Source organism: Streptomyces venezuelae ATCC 10712 (genome assembly GCF_008639165.1).
Classification (GTDB): domain Bacteria; phylum Actinomycetota; class Actinomycetes; order Streptomycetales; family Streptomycetaceae; genus Streptomyces; species Streptomyces venezuelae.
The window spans coordinates 1,531,038-1,550,164 of sequence record NZ_CP029197.1; the positions used below are offsets into that span (position 1 = coordinate 1,531,038).

A 19,127-nucleotide genomic window follows, 5' to 3' on the forward strand; every position below is an offset into this window, starting at 1 on the left:
GAACGCGGTCAGGCGCCGCTCAGCCGCCGTTCGCCCGCCGCGACGGCGGTGTCGAGGGTGTTCCCCGGCGGCGGGAACGGGCAGATGAAGTGGTCGGCGAAGGCGCACGGCGGCAGCAGCGCGCGATTGAAGTCGACCGTCACCGAACCGTCCGCCGCCGGGGCCGGCGGGCGCAGGAAGCGGAAGCGGTAGCTGTCCCGGCCGCTGGTGGCGTCCGCGAAGACCGCCCACAGGGTGCCGTCGTCCTCGACGGCCACCTGCAGGGTGTGCTCGCCGCCGTGCAGGTCGAAGACCAGTTCGCCGGAGAGCCCGAGGCCACGCTCCCGGCCGTCCGCGTTCTCGACGCGCACGCTGCGCGTCTCCTCGTACGGGCGGAAGACGCCGGGCACCACCCAGCGCTCGTCGTACGGCGTGGCCTCGATGCCCCGGAAGGCGGCGCGGGCCGCCGAGCCGGGGTCGAAGTCCCGTACGGCCCAGAGGCCTTCGCGGCGCAGCACCACGAGCCGCCGGCCCGCCGACTCGACCCGGGACTCGTGGATCGGGGGGTGGTCGGCGGTGAGCCGGACCGTGCCGGCCAGGGGCTTGCCGTCGACGGTGACACCGTCCTCGGCCGCCGCGCTGAGGAGCACCTCGTCGCCGTCCTCCCGCCACTCCCCCGGAACGGCCGGAATTCGCCCCTCCGGGAAGTCCGAGAGCCAGTAGGTCCCCGTGAGGGAGAGCGGGCCGTACGAGGAGGAGACCGCGGCCTCCCGCTGCTCGTGCCAGTGCTGCCACTCCTGCCGGGGGCCGGCCCCGGCGTCCGCGTCCGGGCGCGTGCCCGCGTCCGTGCCGCTGTCGTTGTCCGTGCTCATGGTGCTCAACCCTTCCATACGGGCTCGGGAAGCCCGAGGTGCGAGCGGAGCGTCGTGCCGGAGTACTCCGTACGGAAGACCCCGCGCTCCTGGAGCAGCGGGACGACCCGGTCGACGAAGCCGTCGAGTCCGCCGGGCGTGAGGTGCGGGACGAGGATGAAGCCGTCGGCGGCGTCCGTGGCGACGAACTCCGCGAGGGCCGCCGCCACCGTGCCCGGGCTGCCGACGAAGGACTGCCGGCCGCTGGTCTCGATGACCGTCTGACGGATCGACAGGCCCTTGGCCTCGGAGAGCGCCCGCCACTTCCGGGCCACCGCCACCGGGTCGGCGATCCGCACCCGGCCCTGGACGAGCGTCGATTCGGGGTCGGGGTCGATGTCGGGCAGCGGCCCGTCCGGGTCGTAGCCGGACAGGTCGCGGCCCCAGACCTGCTCCAGGGCGAGGATCGCGTTCTGCGGGGAGACCTGCTGCCGGCGGATCTCGGCGGCCAGCTCCTGCGCCTCGGCGTCGGTGTCCCCGAGGACGTACGTCACGCCCGGCATGATCTTCAGGTCGCCGGGCTCCCGGCCGTACCGGGCGAGCCGCCCCTTGACGTCGGCGTAGAACTCCCGGCCGGCCTCCAGGGTGGAATGCCGTGTGAAGATCACATCGGCGGCCGAGGCGGCGAACTCCCGGCCCTCGGCGGAGTCGCCGGCCTGGATGACGACCGGATGCCCCTGCGGGGAGCGCGGGACGGTGAACTCGCCCTCGATGCCGAACTGCGGGCCGTGGTGGGCGAAGGGGCGCTGCCTGCCCTCCGGGGTCCAGGAGTCCCACAGTTCCCGGGCGGTGGCGAGGAACTCGGCGGCCCGGGTGTACCGGTCGGCCCGGTCCAGATAGCCGCCGCGCCGGAAGTTCTCCCCGGTGAAGGCGTCGGACGAGGTGACGACGTTCCAGGCGGCCCGGCCCCCGCTGAGGTGGTCGAGCGAGGCGAGCCGCCGGGCCAGTTCGTACGGCTCGTTGAAGGTGGCGTTGACCGTGCCGGCCAGGCCGAGCCGGTCGGTGACGGCGGCGAGCGCGTTCAGGACGGTGATCGACTCGGGCCGGCCGACGACGTCGAGGTCGTGGATCCGCCCGTTGTGCTCACGCAGCCGCAGCCCCTCGGCCAGGAAGAAGAAGTCGAACAGACCGCGCTCCGCCGTCCTCGCGAGGTGCTCGAAGGAGGAGAAGTCGATCTGCGAGCCGGAGCGCGGATCGGCCCAGACGGTGGTGGAGTTGACGCCGGGGAAGTGCGCGGCGAGATGGACCTGCTTGGGCCCCGTGCCGGTGCTCACGCGTGGGCTCCCGTCGTCGCGTACTGGCTGACGGGACGGGTGAGTCCCAGGTGGTCGCGGAGGGTCCCGCCCTCGTACGCGGTACGGAAGAGGCCGCGGTCCCTGAGCCGGGTGACGGTGTCGGAGGCGAACCGGTCCAGGTCCCGCTCGGGCACCGCCGGCACCAGGTGGAAGCCGTCGATCGCGCCGCCGCCGTGCCAGCCCGCGATCAGCTCGGCGAGCGCTCCCGGCCCGCCCTCGTACGCGTCGAGGTCGACGGTCGCGGAGAGCAGCACGCGCAGCTGTCCGGGGTCCCTGCCGTGGGCGCGGGCGCCCTGGAGCAGCTCGGCGCGGAGCGCCGCGGCCTCCTCGGCGGAGGAGGCCCGGATCAGGGCCACGTCGGCGTGGTGGGCGGCGGTGTCGCGGGCGGCGGGGCGGGTGGCGTCGACGACGGTCACCGGATGGCCCTGCGGGGGCCGGGGGACGATCGAGGGGCCCTTGACCGAGAAGGTCGCCCCCTGGAAGTTCACGTGGTGCAGCTTGCGGCGGTCGACGAACCGCCCGGTCGCCACGTCCCGTATCTCGGCGTCGTCCTCCCAGCTGTCCCACAGCTTGCGGGAGACCTCGGCGACCTCGCCCGCCTCCTGCCAGAGCGCGGCGGTGGGCGGGGCCGGACGGCGGCCGAAGAGGCGGGCCTCGGCACCGCTGGGGGAGACCGCGATCCGCCAGCCCGCCCGGCCCCGGCTCACCCAGTCGAGGGTGGCGACGGCGGCCTGGACGTGGAAGGGCTCGGTGTGGGTGGTGGTCACGGTCGGGACGAGGCCGACGGAGCGGGTCTCGGGGGCGACCCGGGCGAGGACGGCGAGCGCGTCGAGGCCGGGCCGGGCGAAGGAGTCGTCGTGGGTGAGGAAGTCGAGCCCGGCGGCCTCGGCGAGCCGGGCGAGCGCGACGGTACGGGCGGCGGCCGTCCCGGCGGAGGAGGCGGCCAGCGGGTCGGCGGCGGACGCCGACGGGCCGGTGCCCGGGGCGAGTTCGGCGGCGAGGTGGAGCGTTCGGGTGCGGGGCATGCGGTCTCTCTCGAAGCGGTGCGGAGCGGACGGAGCGGGGTCAGTTCTTGGTGCGGGGCAGCCCGGGCGGGTTGATCTCCGATGCCGTGACGGCCTCGCCTTCGAGGCCCCAGCGCTTGAGGACCTGGGCGTAGGTGCCGTTCCCGATGACGTGGTCGAGGGCGGCCGCGTAGGCGGCGACGAGACCGCTGTCCTTCTTCGTGGCGGCCGCGATCTTCCCCTGGAGGCCGGCGCCCGCGCCGGAGAACTTCCCGACGATCTCGGTCTGTCCGGCGGAGAGCACGTGGTAGGCGGCGACGGGGTTGGGGCCGAGGTAGCCGTCGATCCGGCCGGACTGGAGCGCCAGGTAGTAGTCGGAGGTGTTCTGGAAGTACGTGATGTCGACCGGCTTCCGGCCGGCCTTCTCGTTCTGCGCGGACCAGTCGACCAGGATCTTCTCCTGGTTGGTGCCGGAGCCCACGGCGATCTTCTTCCCCGCCACGTCCTCGGGGCCCTTCACCTTCCAGCCGGAGCCCTTCTTCGCCTCGAAGGCGAGGTCGTCGAGGCGGTAGGTGGCGAAGTCGTACTTGTCCTTGCGCTCCTCGGTGACCGTGACGTTGGAGAAGACGGCGTCGTACTTGCCGCTGTCGAGGCCGACGAAGAGGTTCTCCCAGGAGACCGGGTTGAACTCGGGCTTCAGGCCGAGGGCGTCGGCGACCAGGGTGGCGAGGTCGACCTCGACGCCGATCAGCGTCCGGTCGTCGGTGGCGTGGAAGGCGAGCGGCGGGTTGCTGGTCGCGGAGACGCCGAGGACGAGCGTGCCTCTCTTGCGGACGGCCTCGGGCAGCTTCGCGGCGAGGGCGTCGACCTTGGGGGTGTGGACGCGGTTCTGCTCGGGGCTGAGGTTGATGCCGTTGCCGCCGCCCTGCTTCCCGGCGGGCTCCAGGGCGTCGACGGCGGCGTCACCCGAGCCGCATGCCGTGAGGACCCCGAGGGCGGTGAGCGAGGCGAGGGCGGTGAGGACGGTGCGACGGGTCTTCATGGCAGTACTCCTGAACGAGGGAGGGAGGAAAGAAGGGAGGGGTGGGTCAGAGGACCTTGGAGAGGAAGGCACGGGTGCGTTCGTGGCGCGGGCTGTCCAGCACCTCGGCCGGGGGGCCCTGTTCGACGATCCGGCCCTCGTCCATGAACACCACGGTGTCGGCGACCTCGCGGGCGAAGCCGATCTCATGGGTGACGACGATCATGGTGGTGCCGGAGGCGGCCAGGTCCTTGATGACGTCGAGGACCTCGCCGACCAGCTCCGGGTCGAGCGCGGAGGTCGGCTCGTCGAAGAGGAGCAGGCCCGGTTCGAGGGCGAGCGCGCGGGCGATGGCGACCCGCTGCTGCTGTCCGCCGGAGAGCTGCTTGGGGTACGCCTCCGCCTTGTCGGCGAGTCCGACGCGTTCGAGGAGCGTCCGGGCCGCGGCCTCGGCCTCCTTGCGGGGGCGCTTCAGGGCCGAGACGGGGGCCTCGACGATGTTCTCCAGGACGGTGAGGTGCGGGAAGAGGTGGAAGTTCTGGAAGACGAAGCCGATCCGGGTGCGCTGCTTGAGGACGTCCCGCTCGCGGAGCTCGTACAGCTTGTTCCCGGAGCGGCGGTAGCCGACGAGGGTGCCGTCGACGCTGACGGTGCCGCTGTCGACCTTCTCCAGGTGGTTGATGGTCCGCAGGAGCGTCGACTTGCCGGATCCGGAGGGGCCGAGGACGACGGTGACCTCGCCGGCGCGGACGTCGAGGTCGATGCCGCGCAGGACGTGGAGGGGGCCGAAGGTCTTGTGGACGGAGCGGATCTCGACCTTGGCGGTGGATCCGGCAGACGGTTCCGCGGTGGTGACGGAGCTCATCGGACGCTCCCCTTCGCGTAGTGGCGTTCGACGTAGTGCTGGACGACGGAGAGCGCGGTGGTGAGCAGGACGTACCAGGCGGTGGCGACCATCAGGAGCGGGACGACCCGGCCGTTGCGGCCGTAGACGACCTGCACCTGGTAGAAGAGTTCGCCGATCGCCATGACGGAGACGATCGAGGTGCCCTTGAAGAGCGAGATGATCTCGTTGGCGGCGTTGGGCAGGATCGAGCGCATGGCCTGGGGCAGGACGATCCTCCGCAGCTGCCGCAGCCTGGGGATGCCGAGCGAGGCGGCGGCCTCCGCCTGGCCCTCGTCCACGGCCAGTACACCGCCGCGGACGATCTCCGCCGCGTAGGCCGCCTGGTGCAGGGCGAGCCCGAGGACGGCGGCGCTCATCTCGCCGACCAGGCCCGTCGTGTCGAAGGAGAGGAAGCCCGGCCCGAACGGGATGCCGATGCTCAGCTCCTTGTAGAGGTAGGCGAGGTTGAACCAGAAGAGCAGCTGGACGATGAGCGGGATCGAGCGGAAGGCCCAGATGTACCCGAAGGCCACGGAGCGCAGGAACGGGCTGGCCGACAGGCGCATGAAGGCGAGCACGATCCCGATCGCGAAGCCGAGCGCGGTGCCGTAGAAGGTGAGCTGGAGGGTGACCCAGACGGCCCGGAGGATCGTCTCGGTGGTGAAGAAGGCGGCGAAGACGTCCCATTCCCAGCCGGGGTTGGTGGCGAGCCCGTGGACGAACTGGACGAGCAGCACGGCGGTGACGACGACGGCGACCCAGCGCCAGGGGTGGCGCACGGGTACGACGACGAGTTCGGGTCCGGCCGCCGGTTCCTTCAGGACGGCTCTGGTGGCGGGCGGATCGCTGGTGAGAGACATGACGGTTCCTCGGCAGGGGCTCGGGCGGCGGGGAGAGCGGCGCGGTCGCGGGGCGCCGGGTCGGGCGCACGGCGGCGCGGTCGCGGGGCGGGGCGCGGGGTCAGGCGCTCAGGGGCGCCGGGAGCGGACACGCCCCGTCGCGCAGGAGCGTCAGGGCGGCCCGTGCGGCGGCGTCGTTCTGCGCGAACGCGGCCCCGCCGGTACGGGGCCGGGTGAAGGCGCTGCCCGTGCGGGCGGTGGTGTGCGGCCCGAGCGCGAAGCGGCGCGGGTGCGGGCGGCCGTCGCGCTCCAGGACGCGACCGTCGGCGGGGTCGACGACGAGGAGCCCGGCGGCGGTGGCCCGGGCGCCGTCCTCGTGGAGGGCGCGCAGGAGCGGACTGCCGGTGAGTTCCAGGGTGGGGTCGGGGATGCGGGCCTCGACCAGGGCGCGGGCCTCGGTCCACTCCCCCGGTACGGCGGCGGAGGCGGCCCGGAAGAGCCCGCGTTCCTCGTCGGTCTCGACGGTGAGCCCGGGACCGAGGAAGCGGACGACGCCCGCGCGGGAGAGGGCGAGGAGCTGCCGCATCCGGGGGCCGGGCGGCCCGGAGGCGAGGTAGCTGAAGAAGCCGTGCCACCAGGGGCCGGGGTCGACCCGCTTGCCGAGCCGCAGGAGCTGGCCGTAGACGGAGAGGAGGCCGGCGAAGACGGCGGCGTCCGCGCTGTGGGCGGGGTCGTGGCGCCGGGTGAGGTTGTCGCCGATGTAGTCCCGCAGGCCGTGCTGGAGGGCTTCCGTGGAGCTGAAGCGGATGCCGTCCAGGGGGTGGTCGAGGGCGTCCAGGTCGAGCCGGTCGGCGGGGTCGGGGACGGCGGCGGCGACCACGGCGGCGAGCTCGGCCCCGCTCGGCGGCGCCGTCTCGTAGGCCCGCTCGAAGTCGTCCCAGGCGAGGGCGGTCCGCTCGGGGTGGGCGGCGAACAGCCGGTGGTAGTGGGCCCAGCCGAGTTCCTTGTCGATGAGGGGCCACACGTCGCGCCGGAAGTCGACCGGCCCGGTCCTGCGCAGCAGGGCGTCGGTCTGCGCGGCTCCGAAGAAGCGGGGCAGCGGCGGCGGTTCGCCGTCGAGGGAGTAGCCGATCTTCGTCTGGTACGGGACGCCCCGCCGCGATCCGACGTGCAGCCGCGGCTCCCTGCCGGAGGGGACGTAGACCAGGGCGTCGCCCTCGCCCTCGTACCGTCCGCCACGGCCCTCGGTGAGCAGGACCATCAGGTCGACGAAGGCGAGCCCGAAGCCGCGGACGAGGACGGGTTCGCCGGCCGGGAGGGCGGCGAGGTCGCTGTCGGCGGTGAAGTCGGGCGGCAGGTGGAGGAGGCCGTGGCGGGCGGCGAAGCGGGTCAGGGCCCGCTGCTCCGGGTCGGGTTCGGCGTCGAGGTGGCCGACGGTGAGGACGACGAGGTCGGCGAGGAGGGGCGCGGCGCCGCCCTCCAGCCAGACCCGCTGGCGTCCCTCGCGGGGGCCGGCGATCCGCAGGGCGGTGGTGCGGTGCTCGTGGAGGCGGGCGGTGGCGGGCAGCGCCGCCCGGGCCCGTTCGTACACCCAGCGCAGGTAGGCGCCCTGCTGGGGGCGGGTGGGGAAGGTGCGGCCCTCGATGCCGGACCATTCGGCGACGGTGGGGCCGGGCCGGACGGGGCCGGCCATGTCCACGGTCTCGTCGGTGAACATGGTGACGTCCTCGGCCCGGGAGTTCATCCAGAGCAGCGGGGACTGCGCGGTGCGCCAGATGCGGCCCGGGCCCGGCGGGTGGGGGTCGACGACGTGGATGTCGACGGGGCGGTCGCCGTACAGCTCGGGCAGGTTGGCGGCGAGCCGTTCGAGGTAGCCGGTCCCCCGCGGCCCGGCACCCACGATCACGATCGACGCGTGGCCGTTCATCGCCCACCGGCCGTTCCGCGGGCGTAGTGCCGCTCGACGTAGTACTGGCCGAGGCTGAGGACCGAGGTGACGGCGACGTACCAGAGGGTGGCGACGAGCAGCAGCGGGATGATCTCGTAGGTGCGGTGGTAGACGAGCTGGGTCGAGTAGAGCAGGTCCTGGACGGCGATCACGGAGACGATCGAGGTGCCCTTGAGGGTGCCGATGAGCATGTTCCCGGCCGGCGGGACGATGGCGCGCATGGCCTGCGGCAGCACGATCCGGGAGAGCCGGCGCCACCGGCCGAGGCCGAGCGACTGGGCCGCTTCGATCTGGCCGCGGTCGACGGAGAGGATGCCGCCGCGCACGACCTCGGCGGCGTAGGCCGCCTCGTGCAGGGTGAGGCCGATGACGGCGACGGAGACGGGGCCGAGGAGGTTGACCGTGTTCACGCCGAGGATCTGCGGGTAGAGCGCGCCGATGTTGAACCAGAACAGCAGCTGGACCAGGATCGGGGTGGACCGGAAGAACCAGACGTATCCCCAGCTGACCGCGCGCAGCACGGGGTTGGCGGAGAGCCGGAGCACGGCGAGCAGGGTCCCGAGGGCGAAGCCGAGCGCCATGACGAGGGCGGTCAGCCACAGGGTGAGGCCGAGGCCGCGCAGGACGGACGCGGAGGTGAAGTACTCGGCGACGACGTCCCATTGGAAGGCCTTGTTGCGGACGACCGAGACGAGGCCGAGCGCGAGCAGGACGAGGACGAGGCCGGCCGCGGTCCACTGCCCGGTGCGGCGGGCGGGGACGATGCGGGGCGGTGGGGCGGCCGGTGGGGCCGTGGAGGGGATCTTGACCAGGGTCGCGGACATACGAAGACTCCGTGGATGCCAGAGGCGGATCGAACACGGGGTGCGCCTTCACACGCGCTGAGCACGGTCCCGGGCCCCTCAGCCCGGTTCCGCCCTTCGAGGCTATGCGGTCAACACGGCCCGCTGTCAAGGCTGTCCGCACTGTGAGCCGTACGTCTCATCGTGGTTGACGCCGGAACGGATGCCTGTTCCACTGGGGCCATGCATCCGCAGCAGCTGGTCACGCGCTCCCACATCGACTTCGGTCGCGTGTGGTCCTCTTCCTGTTGAGCCGACCCGCTGTTCGCTGAGCCGGTCTCCGGCTCGCCCCGTCCGCGTGCTGTTCTCCGCGGCGCCTTCACACCCGGGCATCTCGTGATGCCCGTGCTCTCCCCTCCCCTCGCTCCGTCACGCCGCCCTTCCGCGCTCTGAAGGGCTGCTGCCCTCCTTCGTCCTGAAGGACCGTCATGACCTTCGCGTTGTCCGTGCACCGGACCACGACCACCGACCCGCTGGCCCGCCCGCTCCTCGACGAGCTGGCGCACGAGTACACGACCCGGTACGGCTCCGCGCACGATCTGAGCCGCTACCCGGCGGAGGAGTTCGCCCCGCCGCACGGCGCCTTCCTGCTCCTCCTGGAGCACGGCAGGCCGGTGGCGGGCGGTGCCTACCGCCGCTACGACGACGACACCGCCGAACTGAAGCGGATCTGGACCAGCTCGGCGCACCGCAGGCGCGGACTCGCCCGTCAGGTCCTGACCGTGCTCGAACGGGAGGCCGCCGCCCGCGGCTACTCCCGCCTCTACCTCACGACCGGACCGCGCCAGCCGGAGGCCAGGGGCCTCTATCTGGCGAGCGGCTACCGCCCGCTCTTCGACGTGTCCGCCGATCCCGAGTCGATCGGCCCGCTGCCGTTCGAGAAACTCCTGGAGAACCCGAAGCCATGACCACGCGCACCCCACCCGGCACCGCACGCACCGCCGTCGCCTTCGCCCTGATCACCGCCGCCGCGCTGGGTCTCACCGCCTGCGCCGGGGGCGATCCCGCGACCGCCCCGGCCGGCGCCGCCGCCGCGAAGGGCGGGCTCCCGACCGAGGACGTGGTGGCCGCGGTCACGCGGAACGAGGCGGCGGCGAAGCTGCTCCCCGCCGACGTGCGGCAGCGGGGCGGCCTGACGCTCGCCGCCTCCGTGGGGACCCCGCCCAGCTCGGCCTATCTGCCCGACGGCAAGACGGTCGTCGGGGTGGACGCCGACTTCTCGGCCGCCGTGGCGAAGGCCCTCGGCCTTGAGCTGAAGCGCGAGGTGGTGGGCTTCGAGGCGATCCTGCCGGCGCTCGGCAGCGGCAAGTACGACGTGGGCACCGGGAACTTCGGTGTGACCGAGGAGCGGCGCAAGACCATCGACTTCGTGACGTACGTCAACGACGGCCAGGGCTTCGCGAGCCGGGCCGACAGCCCGCTGAAGGCGGTCACCGACCTCACCCAGCTGTGCGGCCTGAAGGTCGCGGTGAACGCGGGCACCACCTTCGAGCGGACCCTGGAGAAGAACAAGGGCCGGTGCGCGGCGGCCGGGAAGCAGCCGTACGAGGTGAACGTCTACAGCGAGACGGGGGCGATCTGGATGTCGCTCCGGCAGGGCCGCAGCGATGTCGTGATGAACACCATCAACGGCGTGCGGTACGCGGTGACGCAGCAGAAGGACGTGAAGTTCCTGAACGAGTACCGGCGGCTCGACGTCGGTTTCGCCTTCAAGAAGGGCACCCCGCTCGCGCCCGCCTTCCAGGCCGCGGTGAACGGACTGAAGGCGGACGGGACGTACGACAGGATCCTGCGGAAGTGGGGCGTGACGGCGTCCGGCATCGCCACCTCGCGGATCTCCCCGCCGGAGCTCCCGGCCCCGGAGAAGTAGGAGGCCGGGAGTCCCGGGGACCGGGCGGCGGTGCCCTACGGACCGTCAGCAGCCGTCGCAGGGGCAGCAGCAGTCGCAGTTGCCGCAGCCGGGGTCGCCGTCGCAGTCCCGGCAGCAGCCCTCGCGCTTCTTGCGGGACCAGGGGCCCTCGTACTCCTTGGCGCAGCAGATCTGGCAGGTGCAGAAGAGCCAGGTGAACATGGCGCACCCGGCGAGGAAGCCGCGCGGCTTGGGTGCCTGCGGGGCGCCGCCGCCGAACTGCGGCGGCAGCCCGCCGGGCCCGCCAGGACCGCCGCCGCCGTAAGGGTTCCCGCCGCCCCCGTACGGGTTCCCGCCGCCGTACGGGTTCCCGCCCTGGGGACCGTACGGGCCGGGCGCCCCGCCCGCGTACGGATTGCCCGGCACCGGCCCCTGGCCCGGGCCCGGCGCGCCGTGGGAGCAGCGGGTCGTGCCGAAGGCGCGGTCCACCGAGGCGCGGAGCTCGTGGGCGAGCAGGACGTGCGCCAGCTTGTCGTCGGCGAACTCGGCGTCCCGCAGGGCCAGGCGGATGCCGTGCAGGGCGTCGTCGGCGAGCCGGCGGGCCTCCTCGCGTGAGGTGCCGGTCGCGGTGAGCGGGTTCCAGGCGCCGCTCTCCGCGTCGGCGTTCTGGTCCTCGACGGCGTCGAGGAGGTGGGCGAGCCGGCCGAAGAGCCGGCCCGCCTCGGCGAGCGGTTCGGCGTTCCCGGGGCGCCCGGCGAGGACGGCGGTGTGCGCGAAGGCGGCCGCGGTGGCCGTCTCGGTCGGTTCGGTGACGGCGAGCAGCGGGGTGCCGGGTCCGGCGAGGGACTCGATGCCGGTCTGGCGGTCGACGGCGTCGACGAGGACGGCGGTGTCGAAGCCGAGGGAGCGGCCGGTCCTGGCGCCTGCCCGGTCCCAGGAGCGGGCGACCCGGCGGGCCGCGGCGGCGACGGGCCGCCGGGCCAACAGGCCGTCCCGGTCGGCGACGTGGTCCCGTACCTTCGCGGAGGCGAGGACGAGCGAGACGGCGGCGGCGAGCCTGGCCCCTTCGCCCTTGGCCACGGGGGCGGTGCGCATGGCGCGCAGCGCGCACGGTCCGGCGGTGCGTCGGTCCGCGGCCGTGACCCCGGTCTGAGCCTCCGTCAGGACCGAGACGATGAGGCCGTCGTAGTTGGTGACGACCCGGGCGAACTGTCCGTGGTCGGCGCGAAGTGCCAGGCAGAGGCCGCAGAGATGGGCCATCCACTCGACTTTGAGGCCGTCGGTGAGCCGATGGGTGCAGGGTCTGACGATTCCGAACATGGACTCCCCCGTGAGTCGTGGACCTGGCGGTGCGGCTGCCCGCGGGGCGGCCTCGCGGCATCGTAGCGAGCGGCTCCGTTCACCCGAACGCGCCCATCGTCACCCTTGTGGCACGACTTTCATATTTTCAGCTGCATGGCCCTCTCTCAGGCCCCGCATACCGCAAGTTTCCTGACGAATCGCCAGAAAACGGTGCTCACGTTCTGCACCAGTACCGTCACGAATCCCCTGCGCGCCGACTATCCACTTGGCGCGCGATCCGCATCATGAAGGACGATAGGGAAATGCGGAACCACAAGTGACCGCGCTGAAAGGAGGCGTCCATGGGATCGGTGCGTAAGGCGAGTGCCTGGCTGGGACTCGTCGAGGACAACGACGAGCGTTACTACGACGACGAGTACGCCGACGGTGCCGAGGGCGGCGACGCCTGGGTGACGGACCCCCGCGTCCGGGTGGCCACCGACACCGCCGAGGAGCGGGGCCGCCGGATCGCCACCGTCTCCCCGGACGGCTTCCGGGACGCCCGGGGCATCGGCGAGCTCTTCCGGGACGGTGTTCCGGTGATCGTGAACCTGACCGCGATGGAGCCGAACGACGCCAAGCGCGTGGTCGACTTCGCCGCCGGTCTCGCCTTCGGTCTGCGGGGTTCGATCGAGCGCGTGGCGACGCGGGTCTTCCTGCTGACCCCCGCCGACACCCAGATCGTCACCGGCGAGACGGGCCGGCGCCAGCAGGACGGTTTCTTCAACCAGAGCTGAGCGGGTCCGCCGGCCCGGCCGGGCACCCCCCGAGGGATCGGGTCAGTGCGCCGGACGCCCCGAGCCGGCGGGCTCGATCGCTTCCCGGGTCGTGGGCACCCGCGGTTCGACGGACGCGGAGAGCCCCACCGGCGCCGGCGCCCCCTCCGCCACCGACACCGGCCCGGACCCCGACCCCGCGTCCAGGTCGACGTCCAGGTCCGCGCCCGGATCCGCGGCCGCGCCCACGTTCATGTCCACGCCGAGGTCCGCATCCGGGTCCGCGTGCGCGTCCACCGGGCACTCCATCACCGGGGGCAGTCGCCGCGCCATCGCCGCGCCCAAAAGCAGCAGCCCGGCGCTCACGAAGAGCGTCATGTGCAGGCCGTTCACGAAGGCGTGCCGGGCGGCCTGGTGCAGGGCCTCGCCCGCCGCGCCACCGAGCTGCCGGGCGACCTGGTAGGCCTCGCCCAGCGAGTTCCCCGCGGCCCGGCTCGCCTCGGCGGGCACCCCGGGGACCGAGGCGAGCCCGGGGGCGTACGCCGCGTTCATCACACTGCCGAGCAGCGCGGTGCCCATGCCCGCGCCGAGCTGGTACGAGGTCTCCCCGATCGAGGCCGCCGCTCCCGCGCTCCGCTGGGGCGCCTCGCTGAGCATCGACTCGTACGCCGAGAAGAGCGTGGTCTGCAGGCCGAAGCCGAGCAGCACGAAGCCGACCGTGAGCAGCAGCGGCCGGTCGTGCTGCCCCATGAAGGTGAGCAGCAGCACGGCGGCGGCGGTGAGGACGAAGCCCCAGCCGACCATCCGGCGCGGTCCGATCCTGCGCAGGGTGTACGAGCCGGTGGCGCCGGCGGCCATGGCGGCGAAGGTGAGCGGGAGCAGCCGCAGCCCGGTCTCCAGGGGGCTGAGGCCGAGCACCAGCTGGAGGTACTGGACGGCGATGAGCTGGAGGCCGACCAGGGCCAGCATGGCGAGCACGATGCAGCCGACGGAGGTGGTGAAGGCCGCCCGGGAGAAGAGCCGCATGTCGATCAGCGGATGCGGACGTCGCTTCTGCCGCCGGACGAAGAGGACGAGCAGCGCGGCGCCGAGCAGCAGCGGCCCGGCGGTCGGCAGGGCGAGGAGCTGGTCGCCTGCGCCGGCGCGCTTGACCCCGAGGACGCAGCCGAGCACACCGGCGGCGGCCATCAGCGCGCCGAGGACGTCCCAGGGGCCGTCGGTGGCGCCCCGGGACTCGGGGAGGAGCCGGCGGCCGAGCGGCAGGATCAGGGCCATCAGCGGGATGTTGATGAGGAAGACGGAACCCCACCAGTAGTTCTCGACGAGGAAGCCGCCGAGGACCGGTCCGGTGGCGGCGCCGATCGCGGCGACCGCGGTCCAGACGCCGATGGCGGTGGCGCGTTCTCGCCGGTCGGGGAAGACCGCGCGGAGGATGGAGAGGGTGGCGGGCATGATCATGGCGCCGCCGACGCCGAGGAGCACCCGGGCCCCGATGAGGACCGAGGGTTCGGTGGCGAGCGCGGCGACCGCCGAGGCGATGCCGAAGAGCGCGTAACCGAGCAGGAGGACTCTGCGCCGTCCGACCCGGTCGCCGAGCGTGCCGAAGAGGATCAGCAGCGAGGCGCAGACCAGGGGGTAGGCGTCGACGATCCAGAGCAGCGACGTGGAGCTGGGACGCAGGTCCTCGGTGAGCGAGGGGATCGCGACGTGGAGGATGGTCGCGTCGAGGGCGACGACGAGGAGGCTGACGCAGAGGACGACGAGGACGACCCAGCGGTTGGCTCCGCCGTCGGCTGCGGCACGCGGTGGTGCTGGGGCCGTGTTCGTCCGCGACATGTACGTACCTCCCAGTGAAGCTCTCGCGCTCGGCGGGCCCCGACCAGGGCTTATGCCCCTGGGGCGGCCCGGCATCGACGGGCGAGTGAGCCGTCAGCGTACGCGAGTTCAAGCCCCGAGCGCGTGGTGCAGCTCTCACCTCGGCGGGGCTCGCGGTGTGGCGTACGCCACTCGGGGCGGCCCGCGCGTCGCATGGAATTCCGTACGGACGCCTGTTTGAAGCAATTCCCGCACGCTCAAACACTCTTCCGGAATCGCCCCTGCTGCATTAGGGCGGAAGGTCATCGGATTTCCCGACGGACGCCCGGAATAGGCCGGGCACTGAGACCTACTCCACATCACATCAACATCACGAAGGGACCGGATCGACCGGGTCGGCTTCTCACTCCCTGTAACGTCGATTGGGTGCGTACCGACATCTTTGCCCGGCTGGACCGGGAGCCGGAACCGCCGAAGATAGAGGTCCCGCGGATGACCCGCACGCGTCTCGCCCTCTTCGGCGGGACGTCGGCGTTCTATCTGGCCATCGTCGTCGCCGTACTGCTGTCGACGTGGCTGGTGACCCTCGACTGGAAGATCATGCTCTTCCGGCCCTATCAGCAGTGGCCCGAATTGCATGCCTTCCTCGACTACTACGTCGTCCTCGGCCAGCGCGGCCCCACGGCCGTCATGGTGGCCGCCTGGCTGGGCTGGCGCTCCTGGCGCCAGCACACCCTGCGGCCGCTGCTCTGCCTCGGCGCCGCCCTCCTGCTGCTGAACGTCACGGTCGGCGCGGTCAAGCTCGGACTCGGCCGGCTCGGCCCCCACTACGCGACCGAGATCGGCTCCGCCGAGCTCTTCGCGGGCGGCGACATATTCCCCTCCGGTCACACCGCCAACGCGGTCGTGACCTGGGGCATCCTCGCCTACCTGGCGACCACCCCACGGGCCAGGCGCTATCTGTCGGCACTCTCCGCCGTGGTCGCGCTCGGCGTCGGCCTCACCACCGTCTACCTGGGCACGCACTGGCTGAGCGACGTGCTCCTCGGCTGGGCCGCCGGGCTGCTCATCCTGCTGGCCCTGCCCTGGTGCGAGCCGGTCCTGGCCGTGGCGGAGTCGTGGATCCTGGCCGCCCGCGACCGGGTACGGGAGCGGCTGCGGGACCGCCGCCGCCTGGTGCCCTCGCTGCCCGTGGCCTCCGGCGGACCGCGCCCCGGCTTCTTCCCGCAGCGCCCCGCCGGCTCGGAGGAGCCGGCCAGGGAGACCGCGGGAGTGGCCGCGGGCCGCGCACCGGCGACCCGCACGGGAGTGGCCGGCCGCGCGCCCGCGACGCGCACGGGAGTGGCCGCCGGCCGCGCCCCGGCGACCCGCGGCTGACCGCGGGACGCATCTCACGGGCGCACGCCCCCTACGTACGGGAAAGGGCCCCGGCCGACCTCGGCCGGGGCCCTTCCGCGTGCCCGGCGGGCCCGCTCAGCCGATCCAGCAGCGGTTGACGGTGCCGTCCTCGACCTCGAAGTTGATGCGTCCGGCCAAGTACTCCATGGTGATGATCGAGCCCGGCGGCAGCGACCTGACGGTCTTCCAGCCCCGGGTCCTGGCCAGCTGTGTGGCGCCTTCCGCGTCGAGGCCCACATAGGACTCGGGGGCGTCGCGGGGCGGTTGGGGAGTGCGCGAAGTGGGTGCCATGTCCCTCACGTTAGTCCCTTGGCGGTCACGCTTGTGTCACAAGTTCTCGACATATGTTTGGCGTGCTCCCGGTCACTCGACGGGAGTGATTCCGGCCGTTTCTCCAGTAATTCCGGAGGGCCTCGGGTACTTCACACGAAGGGTTCCGAAGTGCCGATGGAGCGTGGGTAATTCCCCGTTCCCGCACCGCCGTCCCGAATTGTCTCGGCGACGCGCACGCGAGCCGCTCACTCTTCCCTTACACAATGCTTACGCTGGCCGAACGCCCGGAGACGCGGAGCCGGGACGACGGCGAGGCGGAGGCAGCGGGATGGGCAACGGGACAGCGACCGCGACCGTCGAATCGGCGCCGGAGCGACACGGCCGGGTGCTGATCGACTGGCTCACCACCACCGACCACAAGAAGATCGGCCACCTCTATCTGGTGACCGCGTTCCTCTTCTTCCTGGTGGCCGGTCTGATGGCGATGCTGATGCGGGCCGAGCTGGCCCGCCCCGGACTCCAGCTGCTCACCCACCAGGAGTTCAACCAGGCCTTCACCCTGCACGGCACGATCATGCTGCTGCTCTTCGCGACCCCCACCTTCGCCGGCTTCGCCAACGAGCTGGTGCCGCTCCAGATCGGCTCGCCGGACGTCGCCTTCCCCCGGCTGAACATGTTCTCGTACTGGCTGTTCCTCTTCGGCGGCCTGATGGTGATCGGCTCGCTGCTCACCCCGACCGGCCCGGCGGCCTTCGGCTGGACCGCGTACGCCCCGCTCAACAGCCTGGAACGCTCCCCCGGCGTCGGCGTCGACCTGTGGATCACGGGACTCGCGCTCTCCGGCTTCGGCACCATCCTGACCTCGGTGAACTTCCTCGCCACCATCGTCGGGATGCGGGCCCCCGGCATGACCATGTTCCGGATGCCGATCTTCACCTGGAACGTGCTCTTCACCGCGGTCCTGGTGATCGTCGCCTTCCCCGTGCTCGCGGCGGCCCTGCTCGTCCTGGAGGCCGACCGGCGGCTCGGCTCGGTGGTCTTCCAGCCCGAGAACGGCGGGGCGCTGCTCTGGCAGCACCTCTTCTGGTTCTTCGGCCACCCCGAGGTCTACATCATCGCGCTGCCGTTCTTCGGGATCGTCAGCGAGATCATCCCGGTCTTCGCACGCAAGCCGATCTTCGGCTACACGACGCTGATCGCCGCCACCATGGCGATCACCGGACTCTCGGTGGTCGTCTGGGCGCACCACATGTTCGTGACGGGCGCGGTGCTGCTGCCGTTCTTCTCGATGCTGTCGTTCCTCATCGCCGTGCCCACCGGGGTGAAGTTCTTCAACTGGACCGGGACGATGCTGCGGGGCTCGCTCTCCTTCGAGACTCCGATGCTGTGGTCCGTCGGCTTCCTCGTGTCGTTCCTCTTCGGCGGCCTCACCGGAGTGATCCTCGCCTCGCCGCCGATGGACTTCCAGGTCACCGACTCGTACTTCGTGGTCGCCCACTTCCACTACACGGTCTTCGGCACGGTCGTCTTCGCCACCTTCGCCGGCTTCTACTTCTGGTGGCCGAAGTTCACCGGCCGGATGCTCGACGAACGGCTCGGCAAGATCCACTTCTGGACCCTGTTCGTCGGCTTCCACCTGACGTTCCTGGTGCAGCACTGGCTGGGGGCGGAGGGCATGCCCCGGCGGTACGCCGACTACCTGAACGCGGACGGCTTCACCACGCTCAACACCGTCTCCACCATCGGCGCGTTCCTGCTCGGCGCGTCCACGCTGCCGTTCCTCTACAACGTGTGGCGGACCGCCCTCGACGCGCCCAAGGTGGAGGTCGACGACCCCTGGGGCTTCGGGCGCTCGCTGGAGTGGGCCACCTCCTGCCCGCCGCCCCGGCACAACTTCGAGGCCGTGCCCCGGATCCGCTCCGAGTCACCGGCCTTCGACCTGCACCACCCGGAGTTCGCGGCCTACGAGCGGGCGCGGCTCACGGGCCCTCCGCCGGAGCGGCGGCCGTCCGGTCGAGGGAGCGGGACAGCAGGTCCCTGAGCGCCCGCACCCGGTCGGCCAGCTCCGGCGGGTCGAGCACCTCGAACTCGAAGCCGATCATCGACACGTGGATCACCATCACGTCCAGGCTGTGGGCGCCGGTGCGCAGCAGACAGGAGTGGTCCCCCTCGGCCGTCAGGACGCCGTCGGCGATGCCGACGGCCGTGGCGGCCTCGGCGAGCGGCACGTGCAGCCGGACCGTCGCCTCCGTGGTGTACGCGGAGGTGGACACGCCCTTCGCCACATAGGCGGCCAGGTCCTCGGCGGGCGGCTCACGGGGCGGGAAGCGCGGCCCGTGCGGCGGTGTCGGCACGATCCGGTCGGCCCGGAAGGTCCGCCAGCCGGCCCGGTCCACGTCCCAGGCGACCAGGTACCAGCGCCGCTCGCTGCACACCAGGCGGTGCGGCTCGACGGTCCTGCGGGTGGCGGACCCGCCGTGGTCCCGGTACTCGAAGCGCAGCCGCTCGGAGTCCCGGCAGGCGTGGGCGAGCTCGGTAAGCACGGCCGGGTCGGTCCGCTCGCGGGGGGTGCGCAGCATCGGCACGGTGAAGGCGTTCAGGGCGCTCACCCGGCGCCGAAGCCGCCCGGGGAGCACCTGTTCCAGTTTGGCCAGGGCCCGTACGGAGCTCTCCCCGATGCCCTCGACGCCCTGTCCGGCGGCGGCGCGCAGGCCGACCGCGACCGCGACGGCCTCCTCGTCGTCGAGGAGCAGCGGCGGCAGCTCGGCACCGGCGCCCAGCTGGTAGCCGCCGCCGGTCCCGGGGCTGGCGTTGACCGGGTAGCCGAGCTCGCGGAGCCGGTCGACGTCCCGCCGTACGGTGCGGGGTGTGACGCCGAGCCGGTCGGCGAGGTCGGCGCCGGACCACTCGCGGTGGGCCTGGAGCAGCGAGAGCAGACGCAAGAGCCGTGCGGAGGTCTCCAACATGGCCCCGAGTCTGCCAGCCCTCGCGGACAGGTACTGTCCGCGAT

General features: G+C 72.4%; 17 protein-coding genes. 5 read left to right on the top strand and 12 right to left on the bottom strand.

Annotated elements, in window-relative coordinates:
* Positions 1-8 precede the first annotated feature (8 nt).
* From DEJ43_RS06730 to DEJ43_RS06765, 8 genes are all read right to left on the bottom strand, one after another.
* Positions 9-851 (bottom strand): DUF1684 domain-containing protein, encoded by an 843-nt coding sequence (locus tag DEJ43_RS06730; RefSeq protein ID WP_015032566.1) that lies wholly within the window; start codon positions 849-851, stop codon positions 9-11.
* Between the two features lie 5 nt (positions 852-856).
* On the bottom strand, positions 857-2,164 hold the full coding sequence (locus DEJ43_RS06735) for an NtaA/DmoA family FMN-dependent monooxygenase (protein ID WP_015032567.1): 1,308 nt from the start codon (positions 2,162-2,164) through the stop codon (positions 857-859).
* On the bottom strand, positions 2,161-3,210 hold the full coding sequence (locus DEJ43_RS06740; protein ID WP_015032568.1) for an LLM class flavin-dependent oxidoreductase: 1,050 nt from the start codon (positions 3,208-3,210) through the stop codon (positions 2,161-2,163). The genes DEJ43_RS06735 and DEJ43_RS06740 overlap by 4 nt, the downstream gene beginning before the upstream one ends.
* Positions 3,211-3,250: 40 nt before the next feature.
* Positions 3,251-4,231: an ABC transporter substrate-binding protein gene (locus DEJ43_RS06745; protein WP_015032569.1), complete on the bottom strand. Its 981-nt coding sequence runs from the start codon at positions 4,229-4,231 to the stop codon at positions 3,251-3,253.
* A 46-nt stretch (positions 4,232-4,277) separates the two neighbouring features.
* On the bottom strand, positions 4,278-5,075 hold the full coding sequence (locus DEJ43_RS06750; protein WP_015032570.1) for an amino acid ABC transporter ATP-binding protein: 798 nt from the start codon (positions 5,073-5,075) through the stop codon (positions 4,278-4,280).
* Positions 5,072-5,956: an amino acid ABC transporter permease gene (locus tag DEJ43_RS06755; RefSeq protein ID WP_015032571.1), complete on the bottom strand. Its 885-nt coding sequence runs from the start codon at positions 5,954-5,956 to the stop codon at positions 5,072-5,074. The genes DEJ43_RS06750 and DEJ43_RS06755 overlap by 4 nt, the downstream gene beginning before the upstream one ends.
* A 100-nt stretch (positions 5,957-6,056) precedes the next feature.
* Positions 6,057-7,862, bottom strand: a complete 1,806-nt coding sequence (locus DEJ43_RS06760) for an FAD/NAD(P)-binding protein (RefSeq protein ID WP_015032572.1) — start codon at positions 7,860-7,862, stop codon at positions 6,057-6,059.
* On the bottom strand, positions 7,859-8,707 hold the full coding sequence (locus DEJ43_RS06765; protein ID WP_015032573.1) for an amino acid ABC transporter permease: 849 nt from the start codon (positions 8,705-8,707) through the stop codon (positions 7,859-7,861). The genes DEJ43_RS06760 and DEJ43_RS06765 overlap by 4 nt, the downstream gene beginning before the upstream one ends.
* Positions 8,708-9,153: 446 nt before the next feature.
* On the opposite strand from DEJ43_RS06765, the gene DEJ43_RS06770 reads away from it, so the two are divergent.
* Together DEJ43_RS06770 and DEJ43_RS06775 are read left to right on the top strand one after the other, a co-directional pair.
* Positions 9,154-9,633, top strand: a complete 480-nt coding sequence (locus DEJ43_RS06770) for a GNAT family N-acetyltransferase (RefSeq protein WP_015032574.1) — start codon at positions 9,154-9,156, stop codon at positions 9,631-9,633.
* Positions 9,630-10,595 (top strand): ABC transporter substrate-binding protein, encoded by a 966-nt coding sequence (locus DEJ43_RS06775; RefSeq protein WP_015032575.1) that lies wholly within the window; start codon positions 9,630-9,632, stop codon positions 10,593-10,595. The genes DEJ43_RS06770 and DEJ43_RS06775 overlap by 4 nt, the downstream gene beginning before the upstream one ends.
* A 45-nt stretch (positions 10,596-10,640) precedes the next feature.
* Here DEJ43_RS06775 and DEJ43_RS06780 read toward each other — a convergent pair whose 3' ends face one another.
* A complete protein-coding gene (locus tag DEJ43_RS06780) occupies positions 10,641-11,894 on the bottom strand; it encodes a DUF5685 family protein (protein ID WP_015032576.1) in 1,254 nt (417 codons plus the stop codon).
* Between the two features lie 323 nt (positions 11,895-12,217).
* On the opposite strand from DEJ43_RS06780, the gene DEJ43_RS06785 reads away from it, so the two are divergent.
* Positions 12,218-12,652, top strand: coding sequence for a cell division protein SepF (locus tag DEJ43_RS06785; protein WP_015032577.1), 435 nt, complete (start codon positions 12,218-12,220; stop codon positions 12,650-12,652).
* A gap of 42 nt (positions 12,653-12,694) precedes the next feature.
* Here DEJ43_RS06785 and DEJ43_RS06790 read toward each other — a convergent pair whose 3' ends face one another.
* On the bottom strand, positions 12,695-14,467 hold the full coding sequence (locus tag DEJ43_RS06790; protein ID WP_015032578.1) for an MFS transporter: 1,773 nt from the start codon (positions 14,465-14,467) through the stop codon (positions 12,695-12,697).
* 471 nt (positions 14,468-14,938) lie between these two features.
* On the opposite strand from DEJ43_RS06790, the gene DEJ43_RS06795 reads away from it, so the two are divergent.
* Entirely contained in the window at positions 14,939-15,823 is an 885-nt protein-coding gene (locus DEJ43_RS06795) for a phosphatase PAP2 family protein (RefSeq protein ID WP_237531594.1), read from the top strand.
* 96 nt (positions 15,824-15,919) lie between these two features.
* Here the strand turns inward: DEJ43_RS06795 and DEJ43_RS06800 are convergent, their stop codons facing one another.
* Positions 15,920-16,135, bottom strand: coding sequence for an I78 family peptidase inhibitor (locus tag DEJ43_RS06800; protein WP_041662199.1), 216 nt, complete (start codon positions 16,133-16,135; stop codon positions 15,920-15,922).
* 310 nt (positions 16,136-16,445) lie between these two features.
* On the opposite strand from DEJ43_RS06800, the gene ctaD reads away from it, so the two are divergent.
* Positions 16,446-18,158 carry an aa3-type cytochrome oxidase subunit I gene (gene ctaD, locus DEJ43_RS06805; protein ID WP_015032581.1) on the top strand — a complete coding sequence of 571 codons (1,713 nt, stop codon included), beginning with the start codon at positions 16,446-16,448 and terminating at the stop codon, positions 18,156-18,158.
* Here ctaD and DEJ43_RS06810 read toward each other — a convergent pair.
* Positions 18,097-19,083 carry a helix-turn-helix transcriptional regulator gene (locus tag DEJ43_RS06810; RefSeq protein WP_015032582.1) on the bottom strand — a complete coding sequence of 329 codons (987 nt, stop codon included), beginning with the start codon at positions 19,081-19,083 and terminating at the stop codon, positions 18,097-18,099. The two genes, ctaD and DEJ43_RS06810, sit on opposite strands and share 62 nt — an antisense overlap.
* Between the last annotated feature and the right edge of the window lie 44 nt (positions 19,084-19,127).

Coding starts and splice junctions, on each gene's coding strand:
- DEJ43_RS06730 (WP_015032566.1), bottom strand. CDS start 851: ATGAGCACGGACAACGACAGCGGCACGGACGCGGGCACGCGCCCGGAC.
- DEJ43_RS06740 (WP_015032568.1), bottom strand. CDS start 3,210: ATGCCCCGCACCCGAACGCTCCACCTCGCCGCCGAACTCGCCCCGGGC.
- DEJ43_RS06745 (WP_015032569.1), bottom strand. CDS start 4,231: ATGAAGACCCGTCGCACCGTCCTCACCGCCCTCGCCTCGCTCACCGCC.
- DEJ43_RS06750 (WP_015032570.1), bottom strand. CDS start 5,075: ATGAGCTCCGTCACCACCGCGGAACCGTCTGCCGGATCCACCGCCAAG.
- DEJ43_RS06755 (WP_015032571.1), bottom strand. CDS start 5,956: ATGTCTCTCACCAGCGATCCGCCCGCCACCAGAGCCGTCCTGAAGGAA.
- DEJ43_RS06760 (WP_015032572.1), bottom strand. CDS start 7,862: ATGAACGGCCACGCGTCGATCGTGATCGTGGGTGCCGGGCCGCGGGGG.
- DEJ43_RS06765 (WP_015032573.1), bottom strand. CDS start 8,707: ATGTCCGCGACCCTGGTCAAGATCCCCTCCACGGCCCCACCGGCCGCC.
- DEJ43_RS06770 (WP_015032574.1), top strand. CDS start 9,154: ATGACCTTCGCGTTGTCCGTGCACCGGACCACGACCACCGACCCGCTG.
- DEJ43_RS06775 (WP_015032575.1), top strand. CDS start 9,630: ATGACCACGCGCACCCCACCCGGCACCGCACGCACCGCCGTCGCCTTC.
- DEJ43_RS06780 (WP_015032576.1), bottom strand. CDS start 11,894: ATGTTCGGAATCGTCAGACCCTGCACCCATCGGCTCACCGACGGCCTC.
- DEJ43_RS06785 (WP_015032577.1), top strand. CDS start 12,218: ATGGGATCGGTGCGTAAGGCGAGTGCCTGGCTGGGACTCGTCGAGGAC.
- DEJ43_RS06790 (WP_015032578.1), bottom strand. CDS start 14,467: ATGTCGCGGACGAACACGGCCCCAGCACCACCGCGTGCCGCAGCCGAC.
- DEJ43_RS06795 (WP_237531594.1), top strand. CDS start 14,939: ATGACCCGCACGCGTCTCGCCCTCTTCGGCGGGACGTCGGCGTTCTAT.
- DEJ43_RS06800 (WP_041662199.1), bottom strand. CDS start 16,135: ATGGCACCCACTTCGCGCACTCCCCAACCGCCCCGCGACGCCCCCGAG.
- ctaD (WP_015032581.1), top strand. CDS start 16,446: ATGGGCAACGGGACAGCGACCGCGACCGTCGAATCGGCGCCGGAGCGA.
- DEJ43_RS06810 (WP_015032582.1), bottom strand. CDS start 19,083: ATGTTGGAGACCTCCGCACGGCTCTTGCGTCTGCTCTCGCTGCTCCAG.